Source organism: Streptomyces sp. APSN-46.1 (genome assembly GCF_022815725.1).
Classification (GTDB): Bacteria; Actinomycetota; Actinomycetes; order Streptomycetales; family Streptomycetaceae; genus Streptomyces.
In genome coordinates, this window is record NZ_JALGRF010000001.1 from 614,030 (window position 1) to 637,600 (window position 23,571).

Annotated in this window: 20 protein-coding genes; 8 read left to right on the top strand and 12 right to left on the bottom strand. The window is 71.3% G+C overall.

Annotated elements, in window-relative coordinates; genetic code table 11:
* Positions 1-83 precede the first annotated feature (83 nt).
* The 3 genes from MTF65_RS02780 to MTF65_RS02790 all read right to left on the bottom strand — a co-directional run bounded on the left by MTF65_RS02780 (position 84) and on the right by MTF65_RS02790 (position 2,349).
* Positions 84-467 (bottom strand): hypothetical protein, encoded by a 384-nt coding sequence (locus MTF65_RS02780; RefSeq protein WP_243626589.1) that lies wholly within the window; start codon positions 465-467, stop codon positions 84-86.
* 89 nt (positions 468-556) lie between these two features.
* Positions 557-1,798 carry a hypothetical protein gene (locus MTF65_RS02785; RefSeq protein WP_243626590.1) on the bottom strand — a complete coding sequence of 414 codons (1,242 nt, stop codon included), beginning with the start codon at positions 1,796-1,798 and terminating at the stop codon, positions 557-559.
* Positions 1,799-1,932: 134 nt separating this feature from the next.
* A complete protein-coding gene (locus MTF65_RS02790; protein WP_243626591.1) occupies positions 1,933-2,349 on the bottom strand; it encodes a hypothetical protein in 417 nt (138 codons plus the stop codon).
* 53 nt (positions 2,350-2,402) lie between these two features.
* Between MTF65_RS02790 and MTF65_RS02795 the strand changes: the two genes are divergently transcribed.
* Complete coding sequence (locus MTF65_RS02795; RefSeq protein ID WP_243626592.1) at positions 2,403-3,077, top strand: hypothetical protein; 675 nt, start codon at positions 2,403-2,405, stop codon at positions 3,075-3,077.
* Positions 3,078-3,230: 153 nt separating this feature from the next.
* Here MTF65_RS02795 and MTF65_RS02800 read toward each other — a convergent pair whose 3' ends face one another.
* Positions 3,231-5,711: a SpoIIE family protein phosphatase gene (locus MTF65_RS02800; protein ID WP_374207141.1), complete on the bottom strand. Its 2,481-nt coding sequence runs from the start codon at positions 5,709-5,711 to the stop codon at positions 3,231-3,233.
* Positions 5,712-6,116: 405 nt separating this feature from the next.
* On the bottom strand, positions 6,117-6,905 hold the full coding sequence (locus MTF65_RS02805) for a hypothetical protein (RefSeq protein WP_308407090.1): 789 nt from the start codon (positions 6,903-6,905) through the stop codon (positions 6,117-6,119).
* Between the two features lie 91 nt (positions 6,906-6,996).
* Here MTF65_RS02805 and MTF65_RS02810 point away from each other — a divergent pair, with 91 nt between their 5' ends.
* Positions 6,997-8,037 carry a vWA domain-containing protein gene (locus MTF65_RS02810; RefSeq protein WP_243626594.1) on the top strand — a complete coding sequence of 347 codons (1,041 nt, stop codon included), beginning with the start codon at positions 6,997-6,999 and terminating at the stop codon, positions 8,035-8,037.
* 260 nt (positions 8,038-8,297) lie between these two features.
* Here MTF65_RS02810 and MTF65_RS02815 read toward each other — a convergent pair whose 3' ends face one another.
* The 7 genes from MTF65_RS02815 to MTF65_RS02845 all read right to left on the bottom strand — a co-directional run bounded on the left by MTF65_RS02815 (position 8,298) and on the right by MTF65_RS02845 (position 16,488).
* A complete protein-coding gene (locus tag MTF65_RS02815; RefSeq protein ID WP_308407091.1) occupies positions 8,298-9,698 on the bottom strand; it encodes an aminobutyraldehyde dehydrogenase in 1,401 nt (466 codons plus the stop codon).
* Positions 9,691-11,007, bottom strand: coding sequence for an NAD(P)/FAD-dependent oxidoreductase (locus MTF65_RS02820; protein WP_243626595.1), 1,317 nt, complete (start codon positions 11,005-11,007; stop codon positions 9,691-9,693). Before MTF65_RS02820 ends, MTF65_RS02815 begins: the two co-directional genes overlap by 8 nt.
* A gap of 64 nt (positions 11,008-11,071) precedes the next feature.
* Positions 11,072-12,187, bottom strand: a complete 1,116-nt coding sequence (locus MTF65_RS02825) for an ABC transporter ATP-binding protein (RefSeq protein WP_243626596.1) — start codon at positions 12,185-12,187, stop codon at positions 11,072-11,074.
* A gap of 5 nt (positions 12,188-12,192) precedes the next feature.
* Positions 12,193-13,116 (bottom strand): ABC transporter permease, encoded by a 924-nt coding sequence (locus MTF65_RS02830; RefSeq protein WP_243626597.1) that lies wholly within the window; start codon positions 13,114-13,116, stop codon positions 12,193-12,195.
* Positions 13,113-13,934 (bottom strand): ABC transporter permease, encoded by an 822-nt coding sequence (locus tag MTF65_RS02835; RefSeq protein ID WP_243626598.1) that lies wholly within the window; start codon positions 13,932-13,934, stop codon positions 13,113-13,115. Before MTF65_RS02835 ends, MTF65_RS02830 begins: the two co-directional genes overlap by 4 nt.
* Positions 13,935-14,037: 103 nt before the next feature.
* A complete protein-coding gene (locus tag MTF65_RS02840; RefSeq protein ID WP_243626599.1) occupies positions 14,038-15,168 on the bottom strand; it encodes a spermidine/putrescine ABC transporter substrate-binding protein in 1,131 nt (376 codons plus the stop codon).
* A gap of 78 nt (positions 15,169-15,246) precedes the next feature.
* Complete coding sequence (locus MTF65_RS02845) at positions 15,247-16,488, bottom strand: aromatic ring-hydroxylating dioxygenase subunit alpha (RefSeq protein ID WP_243626600.1); 1,242 nt, start codon at positions 16,486-16,488, stop codon at positions 15,247-15,249.
* 399 nt (positions 16,489-16,887) lie between these two features.
* Here MTF65_RS02845 and MTF65_RS02850 point away from each other — a divergent pair, with 399 nt between their 5' ends.
* From MTF65_RS02850 to MTF65_RS02875, 6 genes are all read left to right on the top strand, one after another.
* A complete protein-coding gene (locus tag MTF65_RS02850; protein ID WP_243626601.1) occupies positions 16,888-17,334 on the top strand; it encodes a hypothetical protein in 447 nt (148 codons plus the stop codon).
* Positions 17,331-18,641: an NADH-ubiquinone oxidoreductase-F iron-sulfur binding region domain-containing protein gene (locus MTF65_RS02855; RefSeq protein WP_243626602.1), complete on the top strand. Its 1,311-nt coding sequence runs from the start codon at positions 17,331-17,333 to the stop codon at positions 18,639-18,641. Before MTF65_RS02850 ends, MTF65_RS02855 begins: the two co-directional genes overlap by 4 nt.
* Complete coding sequence (locus MTF65_RS02860) at positions 18,638-18,829, top strand: ferredoxin (protein WP_243626603.1); 192 nt, start codon at positions 18,638-18,640, stop codon at positions 18,827-18,829. The genes MTF65_RS02855 and MTF65_RS02860 overlap by 4 nt, the downstream gene beginning before the upstream one ends.
* A 1-nt stretch (position 18,830) precedes the next feature.
* On the top strand, positions 18,831-20,906 hold the full coding sequence (locus MTF65_RS02865) for an acetate--CoA ligase family protein (protein WP_243626604.1): 2,076 nt from the start codon (positions 18,831-18,833) through the stop codon (positions 20,904-20,906).
* Positions 20,907-20,992: 86 nt separating this feature from the next.
* Positions 20,993-22,168: an acyl-CoA dehydrogenase family protein gene (locus MTF65_RS02870; RefSeq protein WP_243626605.1), complete on the top strand. Its 1,176-nt coding sequence runs from the start codon at positions 20,993-20,995 to the stop codon at positions 22,166-22,168.
* Positions 22,169-22,251: 83 nt separating this feature from the next.
* A complete protein-coding gene (locus MTF65_RS02875; protein ID WP_243626606.1) occupies positions 22,252-23,424 on the top strand; it encodes an acyl-CoA dehydrogenase family protein in 1,173 nt (390 codons plus the stop codon).
* Positions 23,425-23,571 lie beyond the last annotated feature (147 nt).

A 23,571-nucleotide genomic window follows, 5' to 3' on the forward strand; every position in this document is an offset into this window, starting at 1 on the left:
GAAGATCACGCCTGCGGGCCAACAACAGCGCACACCCGGGCTAACTAGACCGCTGACTGGCCAACCAGGTACTCAGCCACGAGTCAGTGGAACCAGACGACAATGCGTACGTTCTCGGCTCCATCGCTGAGGATGCGCATGACGCTCCAGACCCGGCCCCAGTCGGTGTCGATCCCCGCAGCAGAGGCACGGATTCGTATGCCTGAGGCGTCGGTCGCCTGCCAGTCCGTGGTGTCCAGCTCGGCCCAGGTCAGCCAGGTGGTCCCGTGCACATCGCGGGGGCCGCCATAGCCCGCGAACTCACCTCGCAGCCCATCCGAGGCGTCCTCCGGGAAGCCACGGCCTTCCGCCAGGGGACGGAAGCCGAAAGCAGGCCAGGAGCCAGCATCTCCTTTTCCGCGCTCGCGCGCCCGGCCCGGTCGAGACTCCGGCTCAGCCGGATCGGTAGCCGGATCGGTAGACGTCATAGGACGCCTCCTGCGCGGTTCCGGCCAACTACGCTCAGCGGCCAACTACATGCTCAGCGTCAGTCTCCTCCGGCGTCACGCAGGCAGTTTCAGCTCAGCAGAGGATTGCCCTGGAGGTTCGCTTCCCCGCACGGCCAGGGGCCCTCGGCCAGGGGGCCCAGCGGCGTACGGAAAACCAGGACCTCGTTGTCCAGGGAGACGACGACGCTGCCTTCGCTCAGCAGTAACGCACGACCTATGACGGCTCGGCTGTCGTCCATGGCGAACAGTTCGTGTCCGGCGAGGTCCGTGTCCACGGCGAGTAGCTTGCCGTCGCGCCAGAACACCGCGGTTCCCTCGCAGTCCATCGCGGGGTAGGACGTGTAGTAGCCTGCCAGCGCCGGCCCGTCCACGAGGCTGTTGTCCGGTGCGAGCCGCCGGAAGCGTGATCTCGAAGGCAGGCGATTTTCGAGCTCGGGGCCGCTGGCGCTGCCGTTCTTGTCAACGAGCATGGCCCCGTGGCTGGCCCAGCGCGCGGTTTCGGCGCCGTCGCGGCCGAAGCGGCCGGTCGTGAACGCGCCGTAGCCCTGGGATCCGATCAGGAACTGGCCAGGGCCCGCTATCGCCTTTCGGCCTGTGGGAGCGGGAGAGGTGGCCGACACGGTCTCGCCGCTGTCCAGGTCGAGGAAGAACGTTCGCCCGATGCCGCCCCGTGTGTCGGTGAAGCTGGCTGCGATCCGGTCGGCCGATACGAGCAGTGGCTCCCAGTGGTCTACGCCGATCTCCTGTGGAACCCAAGGTCTACGCGGCTGGATCTCCCATCCGGTCCGGTTTCCCATCTCCACCACACCCGGGAACGACACAGCACCGAGCACGATCGGCGCGGACCAGAGGCACTCGCCCTCTCGCGTGTACCGGGCCACGCGAGGCTCCGGTACAGACGCGGGCCGGCTTCGTTCTCCACGTACCAGGCGGGAAGCGCTGACCCAGGAAATGACGAACCCGTCGTCGAGGAGGACGAACGCCCCGATCTCCTCGTCGGGGCGGCACTCCGGGCGGGCGGTGGGCCCAGTGGATCCGTCCGGCAGAACACCTTCCAGGAGCCGGCCATCGCCATCCGGGTAGGCGACCCACAGCGTGCCCTCCGTGGACAGACGGGATTGCGGCCTGCCTGTCCCGGGGTAGTTCCGCTGCCACGCCACCTTGCCTGAGAGGTCGACCCTCGTGATGACGGTCGCCAGGGGATTCGCACCGTAGCCGGTCACGGTCAGCGGCCCGGAGGGATCGTACGTGGCCACGGATCGGACCTGGCCCGGCAGGGTGAAACGCGATGAGAGGGTCATGCGCCGCATCTTGCCGCATGCCTCCGTCCGCAGCGGTTGGGCCCTCTGCAGCGCCGTCTCGGCCAACTGGAATGCTTCGGGGCCAACTTATTACTCAGAGCCGTGGCTGGCTGCGGCAGCACCGCCCCATGACGGGGACCCCGTCACCTGGCCGAGGCACCTCGCGGGTCGCCTTCGCCTTCGGCGATAGCGATCTCGGCGACGCGGTGAAGGGCATTCTGGTACGCCGTGGCATTGCCTGGTTCCTTCTGCCAGGGGCGGATGGTGACGGTGGCGGAGTGCAGCGATCCCAGGGGGATTCCGAGGTAGAGGGCGGCGGAGCGGCGGGAGCGGCCGGTGGCCATCTGGACGAGGCGGATCGCCGCGTCCCGCCGCAGTTGCCGTCTCGGTGCGTCGAGCTCGTCGAGCGGGGTGGTCCAGTGCTCGGGCAGGACAGCGGGGATGGTGCGGGGGTCGAGTCGGCCCCGGTGGGTGGCGGGCTGGGGGAAGAGGGCAGGCTGTCCAACGGCCTTCTGTGGGAGCCGGACGACCCCGCGGAGCGGGTGCAGGCGGACAGGCATGTTCCCTGCTCGCGGAGCGAGCCGAGGAGCCGGATGGCTGCCCTGATGTCGGTTTGGACCGTAACGATCTGGATGTGGTTGAGCGAGCGCCGGGCGGCTCGCCGTCGCAGTCGGCGCATATGGAACCAGACCGAGAAGTGCCTCAAGTCGCGTCGTTCTTCGTGGACTTCGACTTGTTGGAGGGTCGCTTCGAGCCATTGCTCGAAGCGGGTGAGGAACTCGTCTCGTTCAGGAAGTACGCCGTTGGCGACCAAAGCCGCGCGGAGGAAGCGCACTGCCTTCGAGGGCGGCATGTCGTCGAGCGTCTCGTGGGTGACCGGGCCGGAGCCGGCGGCGAGGGCGGACAGCAGACTCCGAGGTCCCGGCCGACCCAGCCAGAGCAGCAGGGAGGAAGGCTCACTGCGGGTCAAGACGGTGACGACGGGCTCAAGGTGCAGACGCATGCTGCCGGTGGGGTCCGCGAGGGAACCACGAAGCTGGCGGGTGGCGGCGCGTTGAGCGCAGATCCCGTAGTGGTGGAGGCGTTCGACGACGCCGCATTCGACGCAGTCGGAGAAGGAGACGGGGTCGTTGGCGTAGCAGCTCTTACAGAGCGGCCCGCCGGGTGTCTGGCCATGGACTCGACGGACCTGGCCGCAGGTCAGGCAGGGTTAGAGCGGCCCGGCGTCCTTGTCGCCGAGTCGTGGGACGGGCGGGATCAACTGTTGTGCATGGAACGCGCCGTGTGAGTGGTCACGGCCACCGCTGGCGCGGCACCTCCAGCGGCGGTGGAGGGGCGCTGGCGCCCTTGCCGGTGTCCCCGGGGACGCATCCGCAACCGTGTCAGGATCCGCGGCAGCGGCGAAGTCGTGACGGGACGCATCGGGCCCTCACCCTCTGCGTCAGCCGCTCGCGCGGAGACAGGGGATCTCGGCCCACACCTGCTTGCCGCCGCTGAGCGGCACCGAGCCCCAGGCCATCGTCGTCGCCTCGACGATGAGCAGCCCGCGACCGCCGGTCGACTCCCAGCTCACCGACAGCGGTTTGACGGGGGTGCGCGGCGACGCGTCGTTCACGGCGATCCGCAGCCGGTCCGCCGACAGGGTCAGATCCATCCCTACCTCGCCCTGGGTGTGCGCGATGGCGTTGGTGACCAGCTCGGACACCACCAGCAGGGCTACGTCGAGTTCCTCCACCACACCCCAGGACCGCAGGGTGCGCGCGGTGAAGCGGCGCGCGTGCATGACCGCCTTGGGCAGCCGCCACACCGTCCAGTGGCTCCGCATCGGCCTGTCCCGTGTGCCGTCGTAGCGCAGCAACAGCAACGCCACATCGTCGTCGCGACGGCCCACACCGACGACCAACTCGTCGGCCACCCCTCCGACATCGACCGGGTCGGCCGTGGCGAGCGCCTCGCACACCCGCCGCATGCCCTCCTCCAGAGGCAGCCTGGCGGACTCGACCAGGCCGTCCGTCAGCAGAATGAGCAGGGTTCCCGGGACCAACCCCGCCTCGGTCATGGGGAATTCGGCTTCCGCAAGCACGCCCAGTGGCGGCCCGCCCTCGACCGTCATCTCCTCGGCGACGCCGTCGGGGTGGCGCAGTATCGGCGGCAGATGGCCGGCCCGTACGACCCTGGCGATGCCCTCCTCCATGTCCAGGTCCACATACGCACAGGTGGCGAATAGATCGGTCTCCATGCCAACGAGCAGACGGTTGGCCCGCGCGACCACCACATCGGGCGGGTGGCCCTCCACCGCGTAGGCCCTGACCGCCGTACGCATCTGGCCCATGATGGTGGCGGCTCCCGCGCTGTGCCCCTGTACATCCCCGATGACGAACGCCACATGACCGTCACCGAGCGGAATGACGTCATACCAGTCGCCGCCGACCTCAAGTCCCGCCGTCGCGGGCAGGTAGCGGGCGACAGCGACCCCGCCCGGCAGCTCCGGGAGCTTACGGGGCAGCAGACTGCGCTGGAGCATGGTGGCGAGTTCGTGGCCCGCGTCCAGTGCGTGGGCGCGCACCAGAGCCTGCCCCACCAGCGCCGCGGTCGCGGTCAGCAGCGACCGCTCCTCCGGTCCGAACCGGTGCTCCGCGTCCCACCCCACCAGACACACCCCGACCATCCTGCCTTCGGCGGGCAGCGGCAGCACCGCGAGACCACCGGGCCCGACGCCCAGAAGACCGGTCTCGAGAGCCGCGCCCGGCGGCCACAGACTCAGATGCCCCCCACGCAGCGCGCTCTGCAGGGTGGGCAAGTCGCTGAGCGACACGTCGGGCCACTCGGACCGCCATTCCGAGCGCCAGACCTCGGGCCAGGCATCGGGCACCGGAGGGTCGAGGGCGGTGACTATGAGCCGCTCGGGCTCCAGTTCGCCGACCGCGACCCTGGAGGCGCCGAGCGGCTCGCGCAGGGCGGCGACCACCAGCCGGCTGACCTCTCGGATGGTCGCCGCTCCCGCCAGCGTGGCCGACAGCCGCTGCACGAGGGAGACCTCGTCGGCGCTGGGGCGCAGATAGGTGGCATCGGCCACCACACCCAGGACGCGCTGCGGTGTGCCATCGGAGTCCACCTCCACACGGCACCGCAGCCCCAGCCAGCGCAGCTCGCCGTTCGGGCGGCGGATACGGAACGCCAGCTGCTGTCCGGCGGCGGCCAGCCGGTCCGGCTCCACGATCGCCATCAGTGCGGGCATGTCGTCGGGGACGGCGCAGGCAAGCAGGGTCTCCACCTGCCCGTCGAACTGCTCGGGAGGCAGACCGAGCAGTTCCAGCACATTCGCGTGGGCCTTCATGCGGCCGGTGCTCAGTTCCAGGATGAACGCGCCGCCTTGGTGAGGCACCAGGGACTGACCCAGATGTGCCTGCGGAGCTTTGCGTCCGGAGAAGCGAGCGGCGACCGATTCGAGTCCGGCGGCCACCTGATCGGCGTAAAGCTCCAGAAGGCTGCGGTCGTCGGCGCTGAAGCCGTCCCCGACCTCGCCGGCGACGATCAGGCACCCGAGCGCCTGGTCGCCGTGTCCCAGTGGCAGCGCGCCCAGCGAGATCCTGGCCGGCGGGTCGGGGCCACCATCCGCGATCCGGGTGGGGAAGTGGTGGGGATCATCCTCGATGAACGTGGCGAGTTCCTTGGGAGTCAGCCACAGCGGGCGGCCGGAACGGAAGGCATTGGCGGCGGGCGAATGGCTGGCCACGGAGAGGATCGCGGGCAGTCCGTAGAGGACACGGCGGTTTCCGGTCAGTTCGGCCAGATGGAGTTCCCTGTCCTGGTCGGCGACCACATAGACAGCGGCAAGCTCAGCCCCGCAGAACGCAAAGCGATATCTGGTCACTGTCCGTATCGTCTCCTCCCGAGGACCCGCCGGCTGCCTTCTCTCCATGCTGTCGCGCCCGGGACCGTTCGGGCGAGTCGGAACGCAGGCCGAAGGGGCCAGTGCCGCCTACGCTGCGTAGCCGCGCAGTGACGGAGCGGGTTCGGCCGCGGTTGGCGTACGGCGATCAAGGCGTGGGCGTCTGGGGGCCGAGCGGGGTGGCGCCCGCGAGGACAGGCGGATGGCTACATGCTCGGCGCCAACCGCACCCTCACTTCGGCGTGGCTCTTCTGCGGCAAATCGGCATCACGCCTTCAGTAAGGCCACATCCCCGCAGCAAACCCGCGGGTGACACAACGCAGCGTCCACTGAAAACGAAACGCCGAGGCACTGAAGAACCACCACCGAATAGCACGTTGCCGGCGATTCGGTGAGACTACGCAACACCGCAACCGACGGCAATCGGCTGCGCCGTCACCTCCCGGCCAGCACGGTAGTTCGTCCACGACGGGCGGCAGGGGCGCGGGTCGTGCCCCTGGCCGTCGTGCTCGCCGCCACCCCGTCGCGGAATCCTGCCGTGTGCGTGCCGCCGCCGGGGGTGGGCTCGCTGTTGGCGTAGCTCCGGACACGCGCCCCGTGGGATCCGCACCACCTCAGAGCCACCTCCAGCGTCCCCGCCATGCGCGGGTCCTCCCACTCGAAGCCGACGACGTCCGGGTGAACGGGGGCTCCCGCCTGCGCGTCGACGAAGGCGACGAAGTCCCGAGCCCCGCCCGGGAACCGGGCCGGCCCGCCGCGTGGAAGGGTTCCAGCGCGGTCGCCACCGCGTCGGCGGAGTTGGGATCCGTCTGGATGATCTCGTCGATGTGCTTGGCGTGGACCTCCTCGGCGAGGCTGACCACTCGGTAGTGGCTCTGCTTTGCCGGGGCGAGGGCCGTCGTGATCGGCCCCGGGCGGCGAGGGATACCAGAGGCGCCAGAGCCGTGAACGCGGCCGGCAGGACAGGGCGGCGGCCGGGCCGAGGGTGTCGGCGACCGGACCGGCGACCGCAGAGCCCGCCGCCGCGCCGACCGCGATGAAGCTGCCGACCCCGGCGAACGCCTGGGTCATCTTCTGCTGGGCCGTACTCAACCAACCTGCACAACCCCAGGTCAGAAGCGTGACGACTGTGCAGATCCACTGACCGGCGACACCTGTCGCCGACCCAGCCGCGACCATCCCGTCCCCCTGCTGGCACACAACCAGTGCCACCAGCAGACCCATTCACAGGAGCGCAGGGGTCTGGAGTCCAAGATCGATTGTCAGTGGTGGATGAGAAGATCGGAGCATCGAGTCGGAAAACGGGGGAGCCGTCATGTCCGGAAACCAGAACTACATCAATCACGTTGCTCTCGTGTTGGATGCCAGTTCGTCCATGTCACACCTGAGCCGTAAAGTGGTCGAAGTCGCCGACCAGCAGATCTCATATCTGGCCCGCCGATCGCAGGAACTGGACCAGGAAACGCGCGTCACGGTGTACGTCTTCGCAGACAAGGTGGAGTGCGTCATCTACGACAAGGACGTGCTGCGAATGCCGTCCCTGAAGCAGCTGTACCGGGCCGGCGGAATGACGGCTCTGCTGGCGGCCACGCTGAAGTCACAGCGGGAGCTGGCGCAGACAGCTCAACTTTACGGCGACCACAGCTTTCTCACGTTCGTACTGACCGACGGGCAGGAGAACGCAAGTCACCGCTGCCCGGATGCCCCTGCCAGGGACCAGCGTGAACTGGTGCAGGCCGTGGCCACGATGATCGAGACCCAGGAGGACAACTGGACGCTGGCCGTCCTTGTGCCGGACCAGATGGGCAAGCGCGAGGCCATGCAGTGCGGCTTCCCGAAGGACAACATCGCCATCTGGGATGCCACGAGCACACAGGGTCTGGAGGAAGCCGGACAGGTCATCCTGAAGGCCACCGAGAGCTTTATGGTCGGCCGCACCAAGGGCATCCGGGGATCGCGGGCAGTGTTCTCCACAGGTGCGGAGACGGTCAACAAAGACACCATCGAGGCGGCCGGTCTCATCCCGGTCAATCCGTCGCAGTACCAGCTCATTCCCGTGGCTCGCGAAACGGCGATCCGGGACTGGGTCATCGAGTGCGGGCACAGTTACCGAACCGGTTGTGGGTTCTACCAACTGACTAAGCCAGAAAAGATTCAGGCGCAGAAACAGATTGCGGTGCTGGAAAAGAAGACAGACCAGGTCTACACGGGACCGCAGGCCCGCGCCCTGCTCGGCCTGCCCAACACGGAAGTCCGCGTCAAGCCGGACCACAACGACGACTTCACGATCTTCGTGCAGAGCACCAGCGTGAACCGGAAACTGGTACCGCACACGCGGCTACTGCTCATGATCTGACGCCTTGGAAGCCCCACCAGTCCAACTGGCGGGGCTTCCATCATGCTCGTCTGCAGCGCAGGGACCGTACAAGGAATCGCTGTGGCCGGAACGGTCGTTCAGGGGCACCGCCGTGCGCCCCTGCCTACCCGAACCGGACGCGGAGCCCTGGCCTACACCTCTCCTGGTGTCGGCCCGGTGCCGCCCCGACACCACGACATCGCATCCGGCAGGCGGTCCCGTCGGGGTCCAGGGCCGGGTACCGTCCCTGGCGGCCGCGCTCACAGCATGACGTGCTTGGCCTGGGTGTAGTCCAGGAGGCCGGACAGGGAGAGGTCGCTGCCGTAGCCGGAGTGTTTGACTCCGCCATGGGGCATCTCGGAGACCGTGGTGCCGTGGGTGTTCACCCAGACGATGCCGGTGTGCAGGGCGCGGGTGGCACGCATCGCGCGGTCGTGGTCGGTGGTCCACACGCTCGCGGCCAGCCCGAAGCGCACGCCGTTGGCGAGGTACAGGGCCTCGGCCTCGTCCGCGAAGGACTGGACGGTCACGACGGGGCCGAAGATCTCCTCCTGCACGATTTCGTCGTTCTGGCGGACGCCCGCGACCACGGTGGGCTCGTGGAAGAAGCCGGGGCGCGGGAGCCGGCTGCCGCCCGTGACGATCTCGGCGTGGGGTGGCAGGCGGTCCAGCAGCCCTTGTACCGAGGCGAGTTGGACGAGGTTGTTGAGGGGGCCGAAGTCGGCGCCGGTGCGGAGCCTGGCCGCCTCGGTGGCGAAGGCCGCGAGGAACGCGTCGTGGATCCGGCGGTGGACCAGGAGCCGGGTGGGTGCGGTGCAGTCCTGGCCGGCGTTGTAGTAGGCGACCGCGGCGAGGGCGGCGGCGGTGGCCGCGACGTCCACGTCCTCGTGGACGATGACGGGGGCGTTGCCGCCGAGTTCCAGGTGGACCCGTTTGAGGCCGGCCGCGGCGGCCGCCGCGATCTCCTGGCCGGCGCGGACACTGCCCGTGACGGCGATCAGGGCGACCGCCGGATGGGCGGTGAGGGCGCGGCCGGTGTCGCGGTCGCCGCAGACGACGTTGAGCACGCCCGGCGGCAGGTGTTCCGCGGCGATCCGGGCCAGCAGCACGGACGAGGAGGGGGTGGTGTCGGCGGGCTTGAGCACCGTGGTGTTTCCGGCGGCGATCGCCGGGGCGATCTTCCACGCGGCCATCATCAGCGGGTAGTTCCAGGGGGTGATCTGGGCGCAGACGCCGACCGGTTCACGGCGCAGCAGGGAGGTGCGGCCCTCGGTGTACTCGGCCGCGGCGGCGCCCGGGAGGTTCCGCGCGGCTCCGGCGAAGTAGCGGACGGTGTCGGCGATCGCGGGCAGCTCCTCGTCCCTGAACTGCTCCGCAGGCTTGCCGGTGTCCCCGGTTTCGGCGGCTGCGAAGGCCTCCGCGTGCGCCTCGATGGCGTCGGCTATGCCGAGCAGGGCGCGCTGCCTGGCCGCCGGGGTGGTGGTGGACCAGTGCCCGTACGCCGCCGCCGCCGCGAAGCAGGCCGCGTCCGCGTCGGCCGGGCCCGAGCGCGGGGCGTGGCGGTGCGCCCGGCCGGTGGCGGGGTCGGTGAGGGCCATGGTCGCGCCCGAGACGGCGGGGCGGTCCTCTCCCCCGATGTGGTTGTGCAGGGCGTCAGCCACGGCGCAGGGCCTCCTCGGCGGCGGCGCGTCCGGTGCGGACGGCGCCCTCCATGTAGCCGGCCACCCACTGGTCGGATCCGCAGACGTAGAAGGGGGGTTCGTGGGTGCCGTGCCGGGGGCCGACGGCCATGACGTCGCCGGGGGTCCACTGGGTGACGTATCCCTGGGTCCACCGGTCGGTGCCCCACAGGCGCAGGTACGTGGCGAGCGGATGGTGCGCCTCGTCGCCGTAGAGCCGGGCGATGTCGGCCATCAGTTCGGCGGAGCGAAGGGGGGCGGGCGCGGCGAGCAGGACGCCGTAGCGTTCGGGCGGGACGAGGGCGGAGAGGATGCCTTCGCTCTGCGGCCAGGTGCTGCCGAGGACCCCTTCGCATTCGGAGAGGCCGCTGAGGCCCTGGGTACGCCAGAAGGGTCTGGCGTACGCGGCGGTGAACTTGGCCGCGAGGGCGTGGCGTTGGCGGTGCAGGGAGGCGAGGCGTTCGTCGGAGACTCCGGTGACGGCGACCGAGCGGAGCGGGCCGACCGGGAGGGCGCTGACCACGGCGGCGGCGGTGAGGGTCTCCCCGCCCGCCAGGCGTACGGAGCAGCGGCCGGGCCGCCGTACCGAGACCGCTTCGACGGGTGAGCCCGTACGGATCCGCCCGCCGAGGGCCTCGGCCATGCGCAGGGCCACGGTCGCCGAGCCCTCGGCGACGCGCAGGCCCTCCCATGCCTCGTACTCGTAGTGGCCGGTGCCGGGTACGGCGGCGTGTTTGCGCAGGGCCGCGAGCAGGGAGGTCCGTTCGCAGGAGCCGTCGGCGAGGGCGAGTCTGCCGATCTCCCAGAGGCGTACGACGGCCTGGGTGGCGCCTTGGGCGCGCAGCCAGTCGCCGACGGACAGCCGGTCGAGGCACGCGGCCTCGGGGTGGGACCAGGGGTCGGCCGGGTCGACGGTGGCGGCGAGCGCGGTGAAGGCGGCGGTGACCTTGGCGTGGCAGGCGTCGTCGCCGGGGCCGAACCAGTGGGGCGGATCTGCGGCGGAGACTCCTTCGGGGGTGGCGCGGATGAGGGCGCCGGGCTCGGCGACGTAGCTGGGGACCAGGGTGAGCTCCAGTTCCGCGGCCAGGGCGGTGTAGGCGGTGTGTGCCCGGCCCACCACCTCCCCGCCGAGCTGGACCAGCCGGCCGTCGGGGAGGGTGGTCTGTTCGACGCGTCCGCCGACCCGGTCGCGGGCCTCGACGACGAGGACGTCGGCCCCGCCTGCGGTCAGGTCGCGCGCGGCGGCGAGACCGGCCAGTCCGGCGCCGAGCACGATGACGTCGTGGTTCATGGGGTGTGCTTCCTTCGGTCGGTGCCGGATGGCGGCGGGCGGGCGGGGGACGCCGCGGGATCGGTCAGTCGAGGACCAGGCAGTGTTCGGGGTTCCAGCCGATCTCGACCCGCTCGCCGCCGCTCCAGCGGTCCTCCATACGGGAGCGGACGGTGTTCTGCTCCAGTACGGACACCGTGACGCCGGGGGCCAGTTCGATGAGGTAGGTGGTGGTCGGGCCGCAGTAGACGGTCTCCCGGACGACTCCGCTGACCTGGGCCATGCCCGGTTCGAAGCCGGAGAGCCAGATCTTCTCGGGACGGATCGAGAGGCTGACCCGGCTGCCCTCGGGGACGCCGGACCGGGGGCCGACGGGCAGGGCGGGGCCCTGGTCGAGGACGACGCGGCCGGAGCGGTAGGTGCCGGGGACGAGGTTGGAGGTGCCCATGAAGGAGGCCACGAAGCTGCTCGTGGGGCGTTCGTACACGTCTTCCGGCGTGCCGCACTGCTCGATGCGGCCCTCGCTCATGACGGCGAGGCGGTCCGACATGGTCAGGGCCTCGTCCTGGTCGTGGGTGACGAAGACGAAGGTGATGCCGACCTCGCGCTGGATCTGCTTGAGCTCGACCTGCATCCGGCGGCGCAGTTTCAGGTCGAGGGCGGCCAGCGGCTCGTCCAGGAGCAGGACTTGGGGCCGGTTGACCAGGGCGCGGGCGAGCGCGACGCGCTGGCGCTGGCCGCCGGAGAGCGTGGGCGGCTTGCGGCCGGCCAGTTCCACGAGCTGTACGAGGTCGAGCATCTCGCCGACGCGTGCGCGGATCTCGGCGCGGGCGACGCCCTTGCGCTTGAGGCCGAAGGCCACGTTGTCGGCCAGCGAGAGGTGGTCGAAGAGGGCGTAGCTCTGGAAGACGGTGTTGACGTTGCGCTTGTTCGGCGGGAGGCCGGTGACGTCCTGCCCGTCGAGCAGGACGCTGCCTTCGGTGGGGTCGGCGAAGCCGCCGGTCATGCGCAGCAGGGTGGTCTTCCCGCAGCCGGAGGGGCCGAGGAGGGAGAAGAACTCGCCCGGGGCGATGTCGAGGGTGACGTCGTGGACGGCGTAGGTGCCGGCGTTGCGGTACTGCTTGCTGACCCGGTCGAGCCGGACGGCGGGGTACGGGTCCGCGGGCGGATGCGGGTTCGGGTGGGGGTTCGGGTGCTGCATGGGTGTCACTTCCCCGGGAGCAGATCGAGGCCGCCGCGGCGGCCGAAGAGGCGCGGGATGGAGAGCGCCAGCGCGATGAGGGCGATGGAGCCGACGAGCAACAGGGTGCCGACGGCGTTGATGGTGGGCTGGACGCCGAACCTGATCGCCGAGTAGATGCGGACGGAGAGTGGTTGCGGGTCGACGCCGGTGGTGAAGTAGGCGAGGACGAAGTCGTCGAAGACCAGGGCGAAGATCAGCACCCCGGACGCGAGGATGCCGGGGAGCAGCGCGGACAGGGTCACCAGGCGCAGGGCTTGCCGCCGGGTGGCGCCGAGGTCCATCGCCGCCTCCTCGACCTCCGGATTGAGGGCGGCGATGCGGGAGCGCAGGATGACCGTCACGTAGGAGATGGAGAAGGTGATCTCGGCGAGCATCACGGTGGTGGTGGACAGGGTGATGCCGAGGCCCTTGAAGAGCATCATCGCCGCGACGCCGGTGACGATCTCCGGGGTGATCAGTGGTACGAGCATGACCAGGCCGGCGAAGGAGCCGAGGCGGCCGCGGCCGCGGACCAGGCCCAGGGCCAGGGCCACGCCGAGGACGAGCGAGGCGGCCATCGCGACCAGGGAGACCCGCAGGCTCATGCCGAGCGAGTCGATGAGTACGTCGTCGCGGAGGAACGCGCTGTACCAGCGCAGGCTCACGTCGTCGAAGACGGTGAGGGACTTCTGCGAGTTGAAGGAGAACAGGACGACGACACCGACGGGGAGGTAGAGCAGCGCGAAGAAGGCCGCGGTGACGGCGATGGCGAACCGGGGGCGGCGGTCGGCTCCGCGCTGGCGCCTCGGGGGCCGTTTCTCCGTCGCGTCGGGGGACGGGGGCGCGGTGCGTACGGTGTTACCGCGCGGCGTACGAAGTGCCGTGCGGGGAACGGGGCGCGGGTTCATCGGGCCACCTCCGCCTCGTCCTTGCGGGTGCGCCTCAGGTAGCCGAGCATCCCGAGCAGCAGGACCGCCATGAGCAGGATGGTCAGGGCCGAGCCGAGCGGCCAGTTCTGGCCCTGGAAGAACTTGTCCTGGATCAGGTTGCCGATCATGATCTGGTCGGGGCCTCCCATGAGCTGTGCGCTGACGAAGTCGCCCATGGCGGGCAGGAAGACGAGGACGCAGCCGGCGGCCGCGCCCTGGCGGGTGGCGGGCACGGTGACGAAAAGGAAGGTTCTCAAGGGGCCGCCGTAGAGGTCGCGTCCGGCCTCGATGAGTGAGGTGTCCATGCGTTCCATGGCCGCGTACAGCGGGATGATCATGAAGACGACGAAGCCGTAGACGAGTCCGGCGATGACCCCGGGGCCGGTCTGGAGGATCTTGGTGCCCTCGTCGGCGAGGCCGATGGCGCGCAGGGCCCCCAGCAGCGGCCCGTCGTCGGAGAGGACGACGGACCAGCCGTACATGCGCACCAAGTAGTTGGCGAAGAACGGTACGACGATCGCGGCGATCAGCAGGTTCTTGAAGCGGCCGCCGCGCAGGGCGATGGCGTAGGCGACCGGGTAGGCCACGGCCAGGCAGATGAGGCAGGTGATCAGCGCATAGCCCAGCGAGCGCAGCAGGACGGTGCGGTAGGCCGGATCGGTGAGCGCGGCGAAGTTCTCGAAGTTGAGCCCGAAGCGCGGGTTTCCCAGCGGGTCGGTGGTGCCGAAGGCGAGGGTGGCCACCAGGAGCAGGGAGGCGAGGAGGAATCCGGTCATCCAGAGGGTGCCGGGGAGCATGAACCAGGTCCACAGCCTCGCCTCCGACCCGGCCCGGCCCCCGCGCGGCGGACGGGCCGAGCCCGATCGACGCTGCGGATCCTGAAGATCATGTCGTGCCATGTCAGCCGGCCTTCACATCGGTCCAGGCGGCGTCGCGGTGCTGTTCGCCCTTCGCCGAGCCGTTGCGGAAGTAGAGGTCGTCCTTGAGGTCTGCCGCGGTCACCTGGCACTGGGGGAACGGCTCCACGAGCGCGGTGTAGGTGTCCTCGCTGCCGCGGACGGGCATCGGGTAGCCGATGTATTCGATGTTCTTCTTCACGTTCTCCGGGCGGAGCATGTAGTCGATGAAGAGCATCGCGGTGCCGGGGTGCTGCGCGTTTGCGGGGATGGCGTAGCAGTCGGAGTTGAGGGGGGCGCCCTCCCGGGCGACTTCGAAGCCGAAGACGGCGGGGTCCTCAGCCTGGGCGAGCATGGCTGCCATGTCCCCGCTCCACGCCTGGGTGATGTCGGCGTTTCCGTTGAGCAGGTTGTTGTAGCTGTCGCTGGAGAAGCCGCGCAGGCGGGGGCGCAGCGAGCGCAGGGTGTCGGTGACCCGAGCGAGGTCGTTCGGGTCGTCGGTGGAGAGGCCGAGTTCGAGCTTGAGCGCGCCCATGCCGAGCACCTCGTCGCGGTCGTCGAGTACGAAGACCTTGCCCTTGGCCTGCTCGTTCCACAGGTCGTCCCAGGATCCGGTCAGGTCCCCAAGCCGGTCGCGGCGCCAGCCGATGCCGGTCTTGTACATGGTGAAGGGGACGGTGTGCCGGGAGCGGGGGTCGTACCAGGGGTCGGCGAAGTAGTCGTAACCGCCGAACACGGCCTCGGCGTTCTTCAGCCGGGTGTGGTCGATCGTGCGCAGCCTGCCTCCGGTGGCGAGGCGCTGCGACCATTTCGCCGTGGGGAAGATGATGTCGTACTGGTTTCCGGAGTTGAGCTTGGCGGCCATGCCTTCCATCGAGTCGAAGTTCGACTGGACGACCTTGACGCCGTACTCCTTCTCGAAGCCTTCGAAGACGGCCGGGTCGACGAAGTCGGCCCAGTTGAAGTAGACGAGGTCGCCGTCGACCTTGACGTCGATCGGCGTCTCCTCGGCCGCTTTGCCGGCCGGGTCGTCCTCGGACGCGAATCCGCAGCCGGCCGCCGTGAGGCCGAGGGCGGCGGCGGTGCCGGCGCGGAGGAAGGAGCGCCTGGACAGGGGGTGTGCCTCGGGGGACATGCGGGGTCCTCTCCGTAGGGGGCCGTGGGGAGACGTGGGGGGACGGCGGGGGGAACGAACGGTGCGTCAGGGCGCTGTTCAGTGCTGGGCGGTGTCGGCCTCGCGGTCGGCGTAGGCGTGGCGGTCGACGTCGGCGTGGCGGTCGGCGTAGGCGTGGCGGTCGGCGTAGGCGTCCAGGTCGGCTCGGATGCGGCCGGCGAACCAGCCGACCGCCGACTCGCGGCGGGACAGCGGGCCTGGCTCGAAGCCGGGGGTGGAGAGCCCCTTCTGGACGCGGGCGACGAGCTCGGCGTCCTCGTCGTTGGTGATCCAGCCGATGTGGATGTTCAGGCGGCGGGCGAGTCGGGTGCGCAGGCCCGTACCGCGCCGCGTGTAGAACGCGCCGGGGACGGCCACCCGGTCCACCGCCGTCGGGATCGCGGTCCAGGCCAGGACGTGGTCGGGGTAGAAGTCGATGAGGGTGTTCGGGTAGATCACCGCGTACCGCCAGACCCGCCGGTCGGCCTCGGCGAGGCCGGGCATGGGGGCGGCGATGCGCTGGTAGAGGCGTTCGGCCCAGTTCGAGGACGGCTTGTCCCGCAGGGGCGAGGCGAACAGCGCGTAGGACTCCTCGATCTCGCAGGTGTAGCCCTGGTAGTCGAGCAGCCGCATCAGGCCGGGGTGGGCCACCGGTACGTGGTAGCCCTCCAGGTAGTTGTCGACCGCCACCTTCCAGTTGGCCTCCTGCACCTCGGCTCCGGCCAGGTCGTGGATCCGGGCGCGGCCGACCGGTACCAGGTCGGCCCCGGCGTAGTGGCCGACAGCCTCGGCGAGCCCGGCGCACTGTGTCGCCAGGGGTACGGCGTCGGGGTCGAGGTTGACGAAGACGAAGCCGAGGAAGGATTCGACGCGGGCCGGGAACAGACCGAGCGCGGGCTTGTCGAGGCAGGGGATCTGCCGTGCCTCCGGGGCTCCGACCAGGCTTCCGTCAAGGCGGTAGGTCCAGCCGTGGTAGGGGCAGCGGATCGCCTTGCCGGCCGGTTCGGGGGCGGTGACCAGGCGCGTTCCGCGGTGGCGGCACACGTTGAGGTGGGCGGCGAGGGCGCCCTCCTCGGTACGGACGACCAGCACCTCCCGGCCCGCGACCGTGGCGGCGAGCCGGGCGCCTGGATTCGGCAGATCGGACTCGTGGCAGACGAGCTGCCAGGCCTTGGCGAAGACCTGTCGCGTCTCGGCGGCGGCGGTGTCGGTATCGGTGTAGTAGCGGGCCGGCAGGGCGGGCCCGGGGGCGTCCGGGGCCGGCTGGTCGGCGGGGGGCTTTTCGGGGGCTCTGGAGTGCATCGGGTGACTCCTCCGTGCCGGCGGTGCGGCGATCGGTCTCGGCGGCGGACATCGAGACGACCCAGCGGCGGGCAGCGGGCCCGGGCGGACGCCGAGGCCTCGCTGACCGATTGGACAGTCAGATTGCTGGCTGATTTCCGCCGGGTCAAGACTTGTACGCTGACCGATCGGTCAGCTAGCGTAATTCTCGTCGCTGCACCGGCGTTCATCCACATCTGGGCCTTTTATCTGGCAGATGCAGCTCCGCCGCCCTGGCACCCGCCCGGGCCCGCCCCCCTCCATCCCTTGCCGCACGCCATCGGCGTCCCCTGCGACGAGCCCCGGGCATCTCCTCCCCACCCTCGGCTCCCGCCACCGGCCCGGTCGCTCACGGCACCCCCACCCCTCCCGGAGGCACGCATGAGCGGTCGTCGGCGTCTGGACTGGCTCGGGCTCACCCCCGAACCGGAGCGGGAACTGCCCGCCGCGGTCGCCGCCCTGCGCACTCCCTCGCACCCTCCCCCTAAGGAGCCCGCGCTGCCCCCGGAGCCCGCGCTGCCCGCGCCGTCGGCCGAGCTGGTGGCCGCCGAGCGGCGCCGCCTGGAGCGCCTGATCCTGCGGGGCAGCCGGCGCAGCTGGCTGCGGTACCTGGCCGAGGTCGCCGAGCTGGTGACCGCCGTGGCCGGCGGCCCCGGGCAAGGCGACCGGGCGGCCGCCCTGCTCGCCGGCGAGGTGGTCCTCGACCACCACCGCATGCTCATCGGGCTCCCGGGAACGGGATACGCCCGCACCGCCGGGGTCCGCACCGCGCTCGAATGCGCCGTACGGATCCTGCGCGCCAACTCCCGGACAGGAAGCAGCCGATGACCACGATCCGATTCCCGACGGGGCGGCCGCCGGGCTCCGTACTCGGAGCCGCACCGGGCGCGGCGGAAGACACCGAGGCCTACCTCGCCACCGGTGGCTACGCCGACGCCACCGGCCCGGACGAGCTGCTGCGCCACCTCACCGCGTCCGGTCTGCGCGGGCGCGGCGGCGCCGGCTTCCCGGCCGCCGTGAAACTGCGCGCCGTGCGGGAGCGCGGTGGCGTCCCGGTGGTGGTGGCGAACGGTGAGGAGGGTGAGCCCGGCTCGGTCAAGGACCGCTGGCTGCTGCGGGCCAGACCCCATCTGGTCCTGGACGGGCTCGCCCGCGCGGCCCAGGTCACCGGCGCCGTACGGGGCTACGTCTACCTCTCGGACCCGGTGGCGGGCGACCGCGTCCGCCGGGCCCTCGCCGAACAGGAGCCGTGGCTGCCCATCGAGGTCGTCGAGACCGCCCACACCTACGTCGCCGGCGAGGAGAGCGCGGTCGTGCGCCGGATCGACGGCGGGCCGGCCCTGCCCACCGCCAAGCCGCCCCGCCCCTTCGAAAGGGGTGTCGGCGGCGCACCGACCCTCGTGTCCAACGTCGAGACGCTCGCCCGCATCGCCCTCACCGCCGCACGCCCCGACCTGCGGCGGACGATCGCCCGCTCCACCCTGGTGACGCTGTCCGGCGGGAGCGCGGCCCCCGTCCTCACCGAAGTCCGCTACGGAGTCCCCCTGCGCACCCTGGCGGCCGCGCACGGCACCCCGGACGCGGCCGGGGCCCTCATGGGCGGACTGTTCGGCGGGCTCGTCGACGCCCGCGTCCTGGACCTCCCCCTCGAACCCGGCGCGCTCGCGGCGGCGGGCACGGCGCTGGGCTGCGGCGCGATCCGCTTCCTCGCCGCCGGAGCCTGCCCGGTGGGCACCGCCGCCGACGCCGTCGGCCACCTCGCCGCGGAGAGCGCACGGCAGTGCGGGGTCTGCGTGTCGGGCACCGCGGCCGTCCGCGACGCCGTGCACGCGCTGGCCGCGGGCACCGCCGGGCCCGACACCCTCGTCCACCTGGACCGGTGGTCACGGGGCCTGCCCGGGCGCGGGGCGTGCGGCCTGCTCGACGCCGCCGCGGGCATCGCCGGCAGCCTCCTGCGCGCCTTCCCCGGACTCGTCCGCTCCCACCTCGGTGGCCCGTGCCCCGACTGCGTCGCCGCCGCCCCGCCCGGGGGCGGTCACGGGCGCCGCCTCGCCGTGCCCGTTCCGGAGGTCGCCGACGCGGCCGTGGACGACCGGACCGTACCCCGCTTGCCCGTGCTGAAGGGAACACCGTGAAACTCCTGCTGGACTCCACCCGCTGTCAGGGCTACGGACTGTGCCAGGAACACGCACCCCACCTGGTCGAACTCGACGAGTGGGGCTACGCGAAGGTCATCGCCGTCACCGTCCCGCCCGGCGCCGAGGAAGCGGCGCGCGCCTGCGCCGACAGCTGCCCCAACTCCGCGCTCCGAGTGGAGAAGTGACATGGGACGCGATCTGACCGCTCTGTTCGACCCCCGCTCCGTCGCCGTGGTCGGCGCCAGCGACGACCCGGCGAAGTACGGCCACGCGGTGGCCTCCCAGGCATTGCGCGCCGACGGGCGGCGCCCGGTGCACCTGGTGAACCGGCGCGGCGGCACCGTCCTCGGCAGGCGGGCGGCCCCGTCCCTCGCCTCGATCGGCGAACCCGTCGAGCTGGTGGTGATCTCCGTACCCGGCGACGGCTTCGAGGCCGCCGTAGAAGACGCCCTGGCCTGCGGGGCGAAGGCGATCGTCGGCATCACCGCGGGCTTCGCCGAGGCCGGCCCGGCGGGAGCGGCCCGGCAGCGCGCGGTCGTCGCCCGCGTCCGGGAGGCCGGAGCCGTGCTCGTCGGACCCAACTGCCTGGGCATCGCGGACAACACGACCGAGCTGTACCTCGCCTCGGACCGTTTCGCGCCCGGCGGTGTCGCCCTGCTGAGCCAGAGCGGCAACCTCGCCCTCGAACTCCAGCTACGCGGCGCTCCGCACGGCGTGGGTTTCTCCCGGTTCGTCTCCCTCGGCAACCAGGCCGACGTCACCCTCGTCGACCTCGTCGAGGACTGCGCCCGCCACGAGGCCACCACGGCGATCGCCGTGTACGCCGAGGACTTCGGCGACGGCAGGGCCTTCGCCCGGGCCGCCGCCGCGGCGGGCAAGCCGGTGGTCCTGCTCACGGCCGGGCGCGGCTCCGCGTCCGCCCGCAGCGCCCAGTCGCACACCGGGGCGCTCACCACCTCGGCCGACGTGGTGGCCGCCGCCTGCCGCGACGCGGGGGCCGAACTCGTATGCACGCCCAGGGAGATGGCCGTCGTCCTGGCCGCCGTGAGCAGCCGGCCGGGGCCTCGTACGGGAGGGATCCGGACCGCGGTCTTCACCGACGGCGGCGGCCACGGCGCGATCGCGGCCGACGCCGCCGAGGACGCCGGGCTCGACGTGCCGGAACTCGGCGCGGGGACCCAGGAACGGCTGCGGACCGTGCTGTGGCGGCAGTCCGCGGTCGGCAACCCGGTCGACCTGGCGGGCATGGGCGAGCAGCAGCCCCTCTCGTACGCCGATACGGTCGCGCACCTGCTGGCCGCCGAGGAGGTCGACGCTGTCCTGATGACGGGCTACTTCGGCGGGTACGCGGCGTCCGAAGGCGGGCTGGCCGGCGGCCAGGCGGGCGGCTCCGTGCTCGCGGAGGGTGAGAGGCGGGCCGCCGAGAAGATCGTCGCGCACCTCGCGGGCTCGCCGAAGCCCCTGGTGGTGCAGTCGATGTACCCGGGGTCGCCGAGCTGCCGGGTGCTGGCCGAGGCCGGGATACCGGTGTTCGCCGCCACCGAGGACGCCGCCCGCGCGCTGTCGGCGATGACCGGCCGGGCGGCGGGCTCCGCACCGGAGATCCCCGCGTTGCCCGCCGCCGCCGCGCCGCTGCGGGACGCCGGGTACCACGGGGTGCGCGGGCTGCTCGGCGCCGCCGGTGTGCCGTTCCCGGCCGCGCGTGAGGTCACCGACGAGGCCGGAGTGCTGGCGGCGGCCGGGGAGTTCGAGGGCCCGTACGTGCTGAAGGCCCTGCACCTCCCGCACAAGTCCGACGCGGGTGGCGTGGCGCTGCGCCTGGCCGACCGAGGCGCGCTCCTCGCCGCGTACCGGGACATGCGCGCCCGGCTCGGCGCCGGCTCGTACTCGGTCGAGGCGATGGCGGACCTCTCGGACGGCGTCGAGCTGATCGTGGGCGTGAACCGCGACCCCCGGTTCGGACCGGTGGCCATGGTCGGGCTCGGCGGAATCCTCACCGAGACCCTGCGCGACGTGGCCTTCGCGCTGGCGCCCGTGCCCGCGTGGCGGGCCGAGGAACTGCTGCGGGGGCTGCGGACCGCCGCCCTGCTCGCGGGTGTCCGCGGGCGGCCGGCCGTCGACGTGGCCGCCGCGGCCGCCGTGATCGAACGCATCACGACGGTGGCCGCCGCGCATCCGGAGATCGCCGAGCTGGAGGTCAACCCCCTGCTGGTCCGCCCGGACGGCGCGCTGGCGCTGGACGCGCGGGCCGTCCTGGGCTGACCGGACCGCACCACCGCACCACCAGTCCCAGTCCCCCATCCTCATCCCGATCCCCCTCCCCATCCCCATCCGCCCCGGAGAACACCATGGACTTCCGCTACACGCCGGAGCAGGCCGATCTCAAGGCCCGTGCCGCCGGCTACGCACGACTCCTGATGAGGTACGAGGACCAGTCCGAGGAGGCGGGCGGCCCGCTGCCCGCCGAGACGGTCCGCGAACTGACCCGCGCCGCCATGGACGCCGGCGTCTACGCGATCAACATGCCCGCCGCCTGGGGCGGGGCCGGCCTGTCCCTGCTGGACCAGGTCATCGTCGAGGAGGAGTTCGGCAAGGTCACCAACTGCCTCTGGGACATCCCCTGGCGGCCCGCGAACGTCCTCGCCCACGGCACCGAGGCCCAGCGCGAGAAGTACCTCCTGCCCGTCATCCGGGGCGAGCGGTTCGACGCGTTCGCGGTCACCGAACCCGGTGCGGGCTCGGACCCCGGCTCGTGCACGAGCACCGCGACCCGCACCGAGGGCGGCTGGCTCGTGAACGGCGAGAAGTGGTTCGTGACCTGCGGTGACATCGCCGACTTCCTGCTGGTGCAGGCCGATGCGGGCCCGGAGCGGGCCGCGACCCTGTTCTTCGTGGACAAGGGGGCGGCGGGCGTCGAGATGACGCGGGTCCCCCGGTTCATGCACTCCGCGGTGAACGGGCACCCCGAGTTCACCTTCACCGACGTCTTCGTGGCCGACGAGGACGTGCTCGGCGGTGTCGGCAACGGCTACGAGCTGACGAAGGAGTGGTTCACGGACGAGCGGCTGATGATCGCCGCCCGGACCGTCGGAGCGGCGGAGCGGGCCCTGGAGCTCGCCCGCGACTGGGCCGTGCGGCGTCGCCAGTTCGGCTCCCCCATCGCCGACTTCCAGCTGATCCAGGGCATGCTCGCCGACTGCGCCGTCGACATCGCCGTCAACCGCGCCTACACCCACCAGGTCGCCTGGGAAGCCGACCAGCCGCACACCGACCCCAAGACCCTGCACGCCAAGGCGTCGACGGCGAAGCTCTCCGCGAGCGAGGCCGCGGGACGGGTCATCGACCGGTGCGTGCAGATCTTCGGGGGCCGCGGCTACGACCGCTCCTACCCCGTAGAGCGGATGTACCGGGAACTGCGCGTCGACCGGATCTGGGAAGGCACCTCGGAGATCCAGCGCCTGATCATCGCCAACGAGCTCGTCAAGCGGGGTACGCGGGCACTCGCACTGCCCGACCGCTCCTAACGGGTCCCCTCAGTCCCCTTAGCCCCTTTAGTCCACTTCGCCACCATCTGCCCCCGTCACCACGATCACGAGGACGAACAGACATGGACTTCCGTCTCACCGCCCGTCAGGAAGAGCTCCGGGACTCGGCGCGCGCCCTCACCGGATTCATCATGAAGTACGAGCTCGACTGCGAGGAGAACAACGGCCTGCCCCCGCAGGCCCACACCGAGATCCGCGACGCCGTCCTCGACAGCGGCCTCCAGGCCGTCAACATGCCCGCGGAGTGGGGCGGCGCCGGCCTGAGCATCCTGGAGCAGGTCACGGTCCAGGCCGAGCTCGGACGGCTCACCGGCGCCCTGTGGGACATGGTGTGGCGTCCGGCCAACGCGTTGTCCTTCTGCACGCCGGAGCAGCGCGAGCGGTACCTCGTCCCGGTGATCCGGGGACAGCGCCGTGACTGCTACGCGGTGAGCGAGCCCGAGGCCGGCTCCGACCCGCAGAGCCTGCGGACCACGGCGACGCGGACCGAAGACGGCGGCTGGGTGCTGAACGGCGAGAAGTGGTTCGTCACCGTCGGCGACCACGCGGACTTCATGATCGTGCTCGCGGCCGCCGGGGAGGAGGCGGCACCGACCCTGTTCCTCGTCGACAAGGACATCCCGGGCATCGAGATGACCCGGGTGCCCCGCTGGATGCACACGTTCGTCTACGAGCACCCCGAGTTCACCTTCACCGATGTGCGCCTGCCCGGGGACGCCGTGCTCGGGGAGGTGGGCACGGGCTACGACATCACCCGCTCCTGGTTCACCGAGGAGCGGCTGATGATCGCCGCGCGCACGATCGGAGCGGCGGAGCGGGCCCTGGAGCTCGCCCGCGACTGGGCGGTGGAACGCCGCCAGTTCGGCTCCCCCATCGCCGACTTCCAGCTGATCCAGGGCATGCTCGCCGACTGCGCCGTCGACATCGCCGTCAACCGGGCCTACACCCACCAGGTCGCCTGGGAGGTCGACGAGGGCGTCCTCGACCGCAAGACGCTGCACGCCAAGGCCGCCATCGCCAAGCTGTCGGCGAGCGAGGCGTCCGGCCGGGTCATCGATCGCTGCCTGCAGATCTTCGGGGGCCGCGGCTACGACCGCTCGTACCCCGTCGAGCGGCTCTACCGCGAACTGCGCGTCGACCGCATCTGGGAGGGCACCTCAGAGATCCAGCGTCTGATCGTCGCGGGCGAACTCGTCAAGCGCGGCACGGGCGTGCTGCGGATGCCGTCCTCCTGACCGCTGTTCCCGATCCCTGTTCCCGATCCCTGTTCCCGATCCCTGTTCCCGACCACCCATTTCCTGACCGCGGTGCCCCGACGACCGGAGCCCGGAAGCCGCATGCGCGAGGATGGGGGTCCGGCGGGCCGCGCCGCCCGGGCCCTT

Excerpts from the sequence above, each read along its gene's own strand:
- MTF65_RS02840 (WP_243626599.1), bottom strand. The coding sequence starts at position 15,168 with ATGTCCCCCGAGGCACACCCCCTGTCCAGGCGCTCCTTCCTCCGCGCC.
- MTF65_RS02875 (WP_243626606.1), top strand. The coding sequence starts at position 22,252 with ATGGACTTCCGTCTCACCGCCCGTCAGGAAGAGCTCCGGGACTCGGCG.
- MTF65_RS02800 (WP_374207141.1), bottom strand. The coding sequence starts at position 5,711 with ATGGAGAGAAGGCAGCCGGCGGGTCCTCGGGAGGAGACGATACGGACA.
- MTF65_RS02780 (WP_243626589.1), bottom strand. The coding sequence starts at position 467 with ATGACGTCTACCGATCCGGCTACCGATCCGGCTGAGCCGGAGTCTCGA.
- MTF65_RS02820 (WP_243626595.1), bottom strand. The coding sequence starts at position 11,007 with ATGAACCACGACGTCATCGTGCTCGGCGCCGGACTGGCCGGTCTCGCC.
- MTF65_RS02830 (WP_243626597.1), bottom strand. The coding sequence starts at position 13,116 with ATGAACCCGCGCCCCGTTCCCCGCACGGCACTTCGTACGCCGCGCGGT.
- MTF65_RS02835 (WP_243626598.1), bottom strand. The coding sequence starts at position 13,934 with ATGCTCCCCGGCACCCTCTGGATGACCGGATTCCTCCTCGCCTCCCTG.
- MTF65_RS02790 (WP_243626591.1), bottom strand. The coding sequence starts at position 2,349 with ATGCCTGTCCGCCTGCACCCGCTCCGCGGGGTCGTCCGGCTCCCACAG.
- MTF65_RS02810 (WP_243626594.1), top strand. The coding sequence starts at position 6,997 with ATGTCCGGAAACCAGAACTACATCAATCACGTTGCTCTCGTGTTGGAT.
- MTF65_RS02825 (WP_243626596.1), bottom strand. The coding sequence starts at position 12,187 with ATGCAGCACCCGAACCCCCACCCGAACCCGCATCCGCCCGCGGACCCG.
- MTF65_RS02870 (WP_243626605.1), top strand. The coding sequence starts at position 20,993 with ATGGACTTCCGCTACACGCCGGAGCAGGCCGATCTCAAGGCCCGTGCC.
- MTF65_RS02865 (WP_243626604.1), top strand. The coding sequence starts at position 18,831 with ATGGGACGCGATCTGACCGCTCTGTTCGACCCCCGCTCCGTCGCCGTG.
- MTF65_RS02805 (WP_308407090.1), bottom strand. The coding sequence starts at position 6,905 with ATGGGTCTGCTGGTGGCACTGGTTGTGTGCCAGCAGGGGGACGGGATG.
- MTF65_RS02845 (WP_243626600.1), bottom strand. The coding sequence starts at position 16,488 with ATGCACTCCAGAGCCCCCGAAAAGCCCCCCGCCGACCAGCCGGCCCCG.
- MTF65_RS02855 (WP_243626602.1), top strand. The coding sequence starts at position 17,331 with ATGACCACGATCCGATTCCCGACGGGGCGGCCGCCGGGCTCCGTACTC.
- MTF65_RS02850 (WP_243626601.1), top strand. The coding sequence starts at position 16,888 with ATGAGCGGTCGTCGGCGTCTGGACTGGCTCGGGCTCACCCCCGAACCG.
- MTF65_RS02785 (WP_243626590.1), bottom strand. The coding sequence starts at position 1,798 with ATGCGGCGCATGACCCTCTCATCGCGTTTCACCCTGCCGGGCCAGGTC.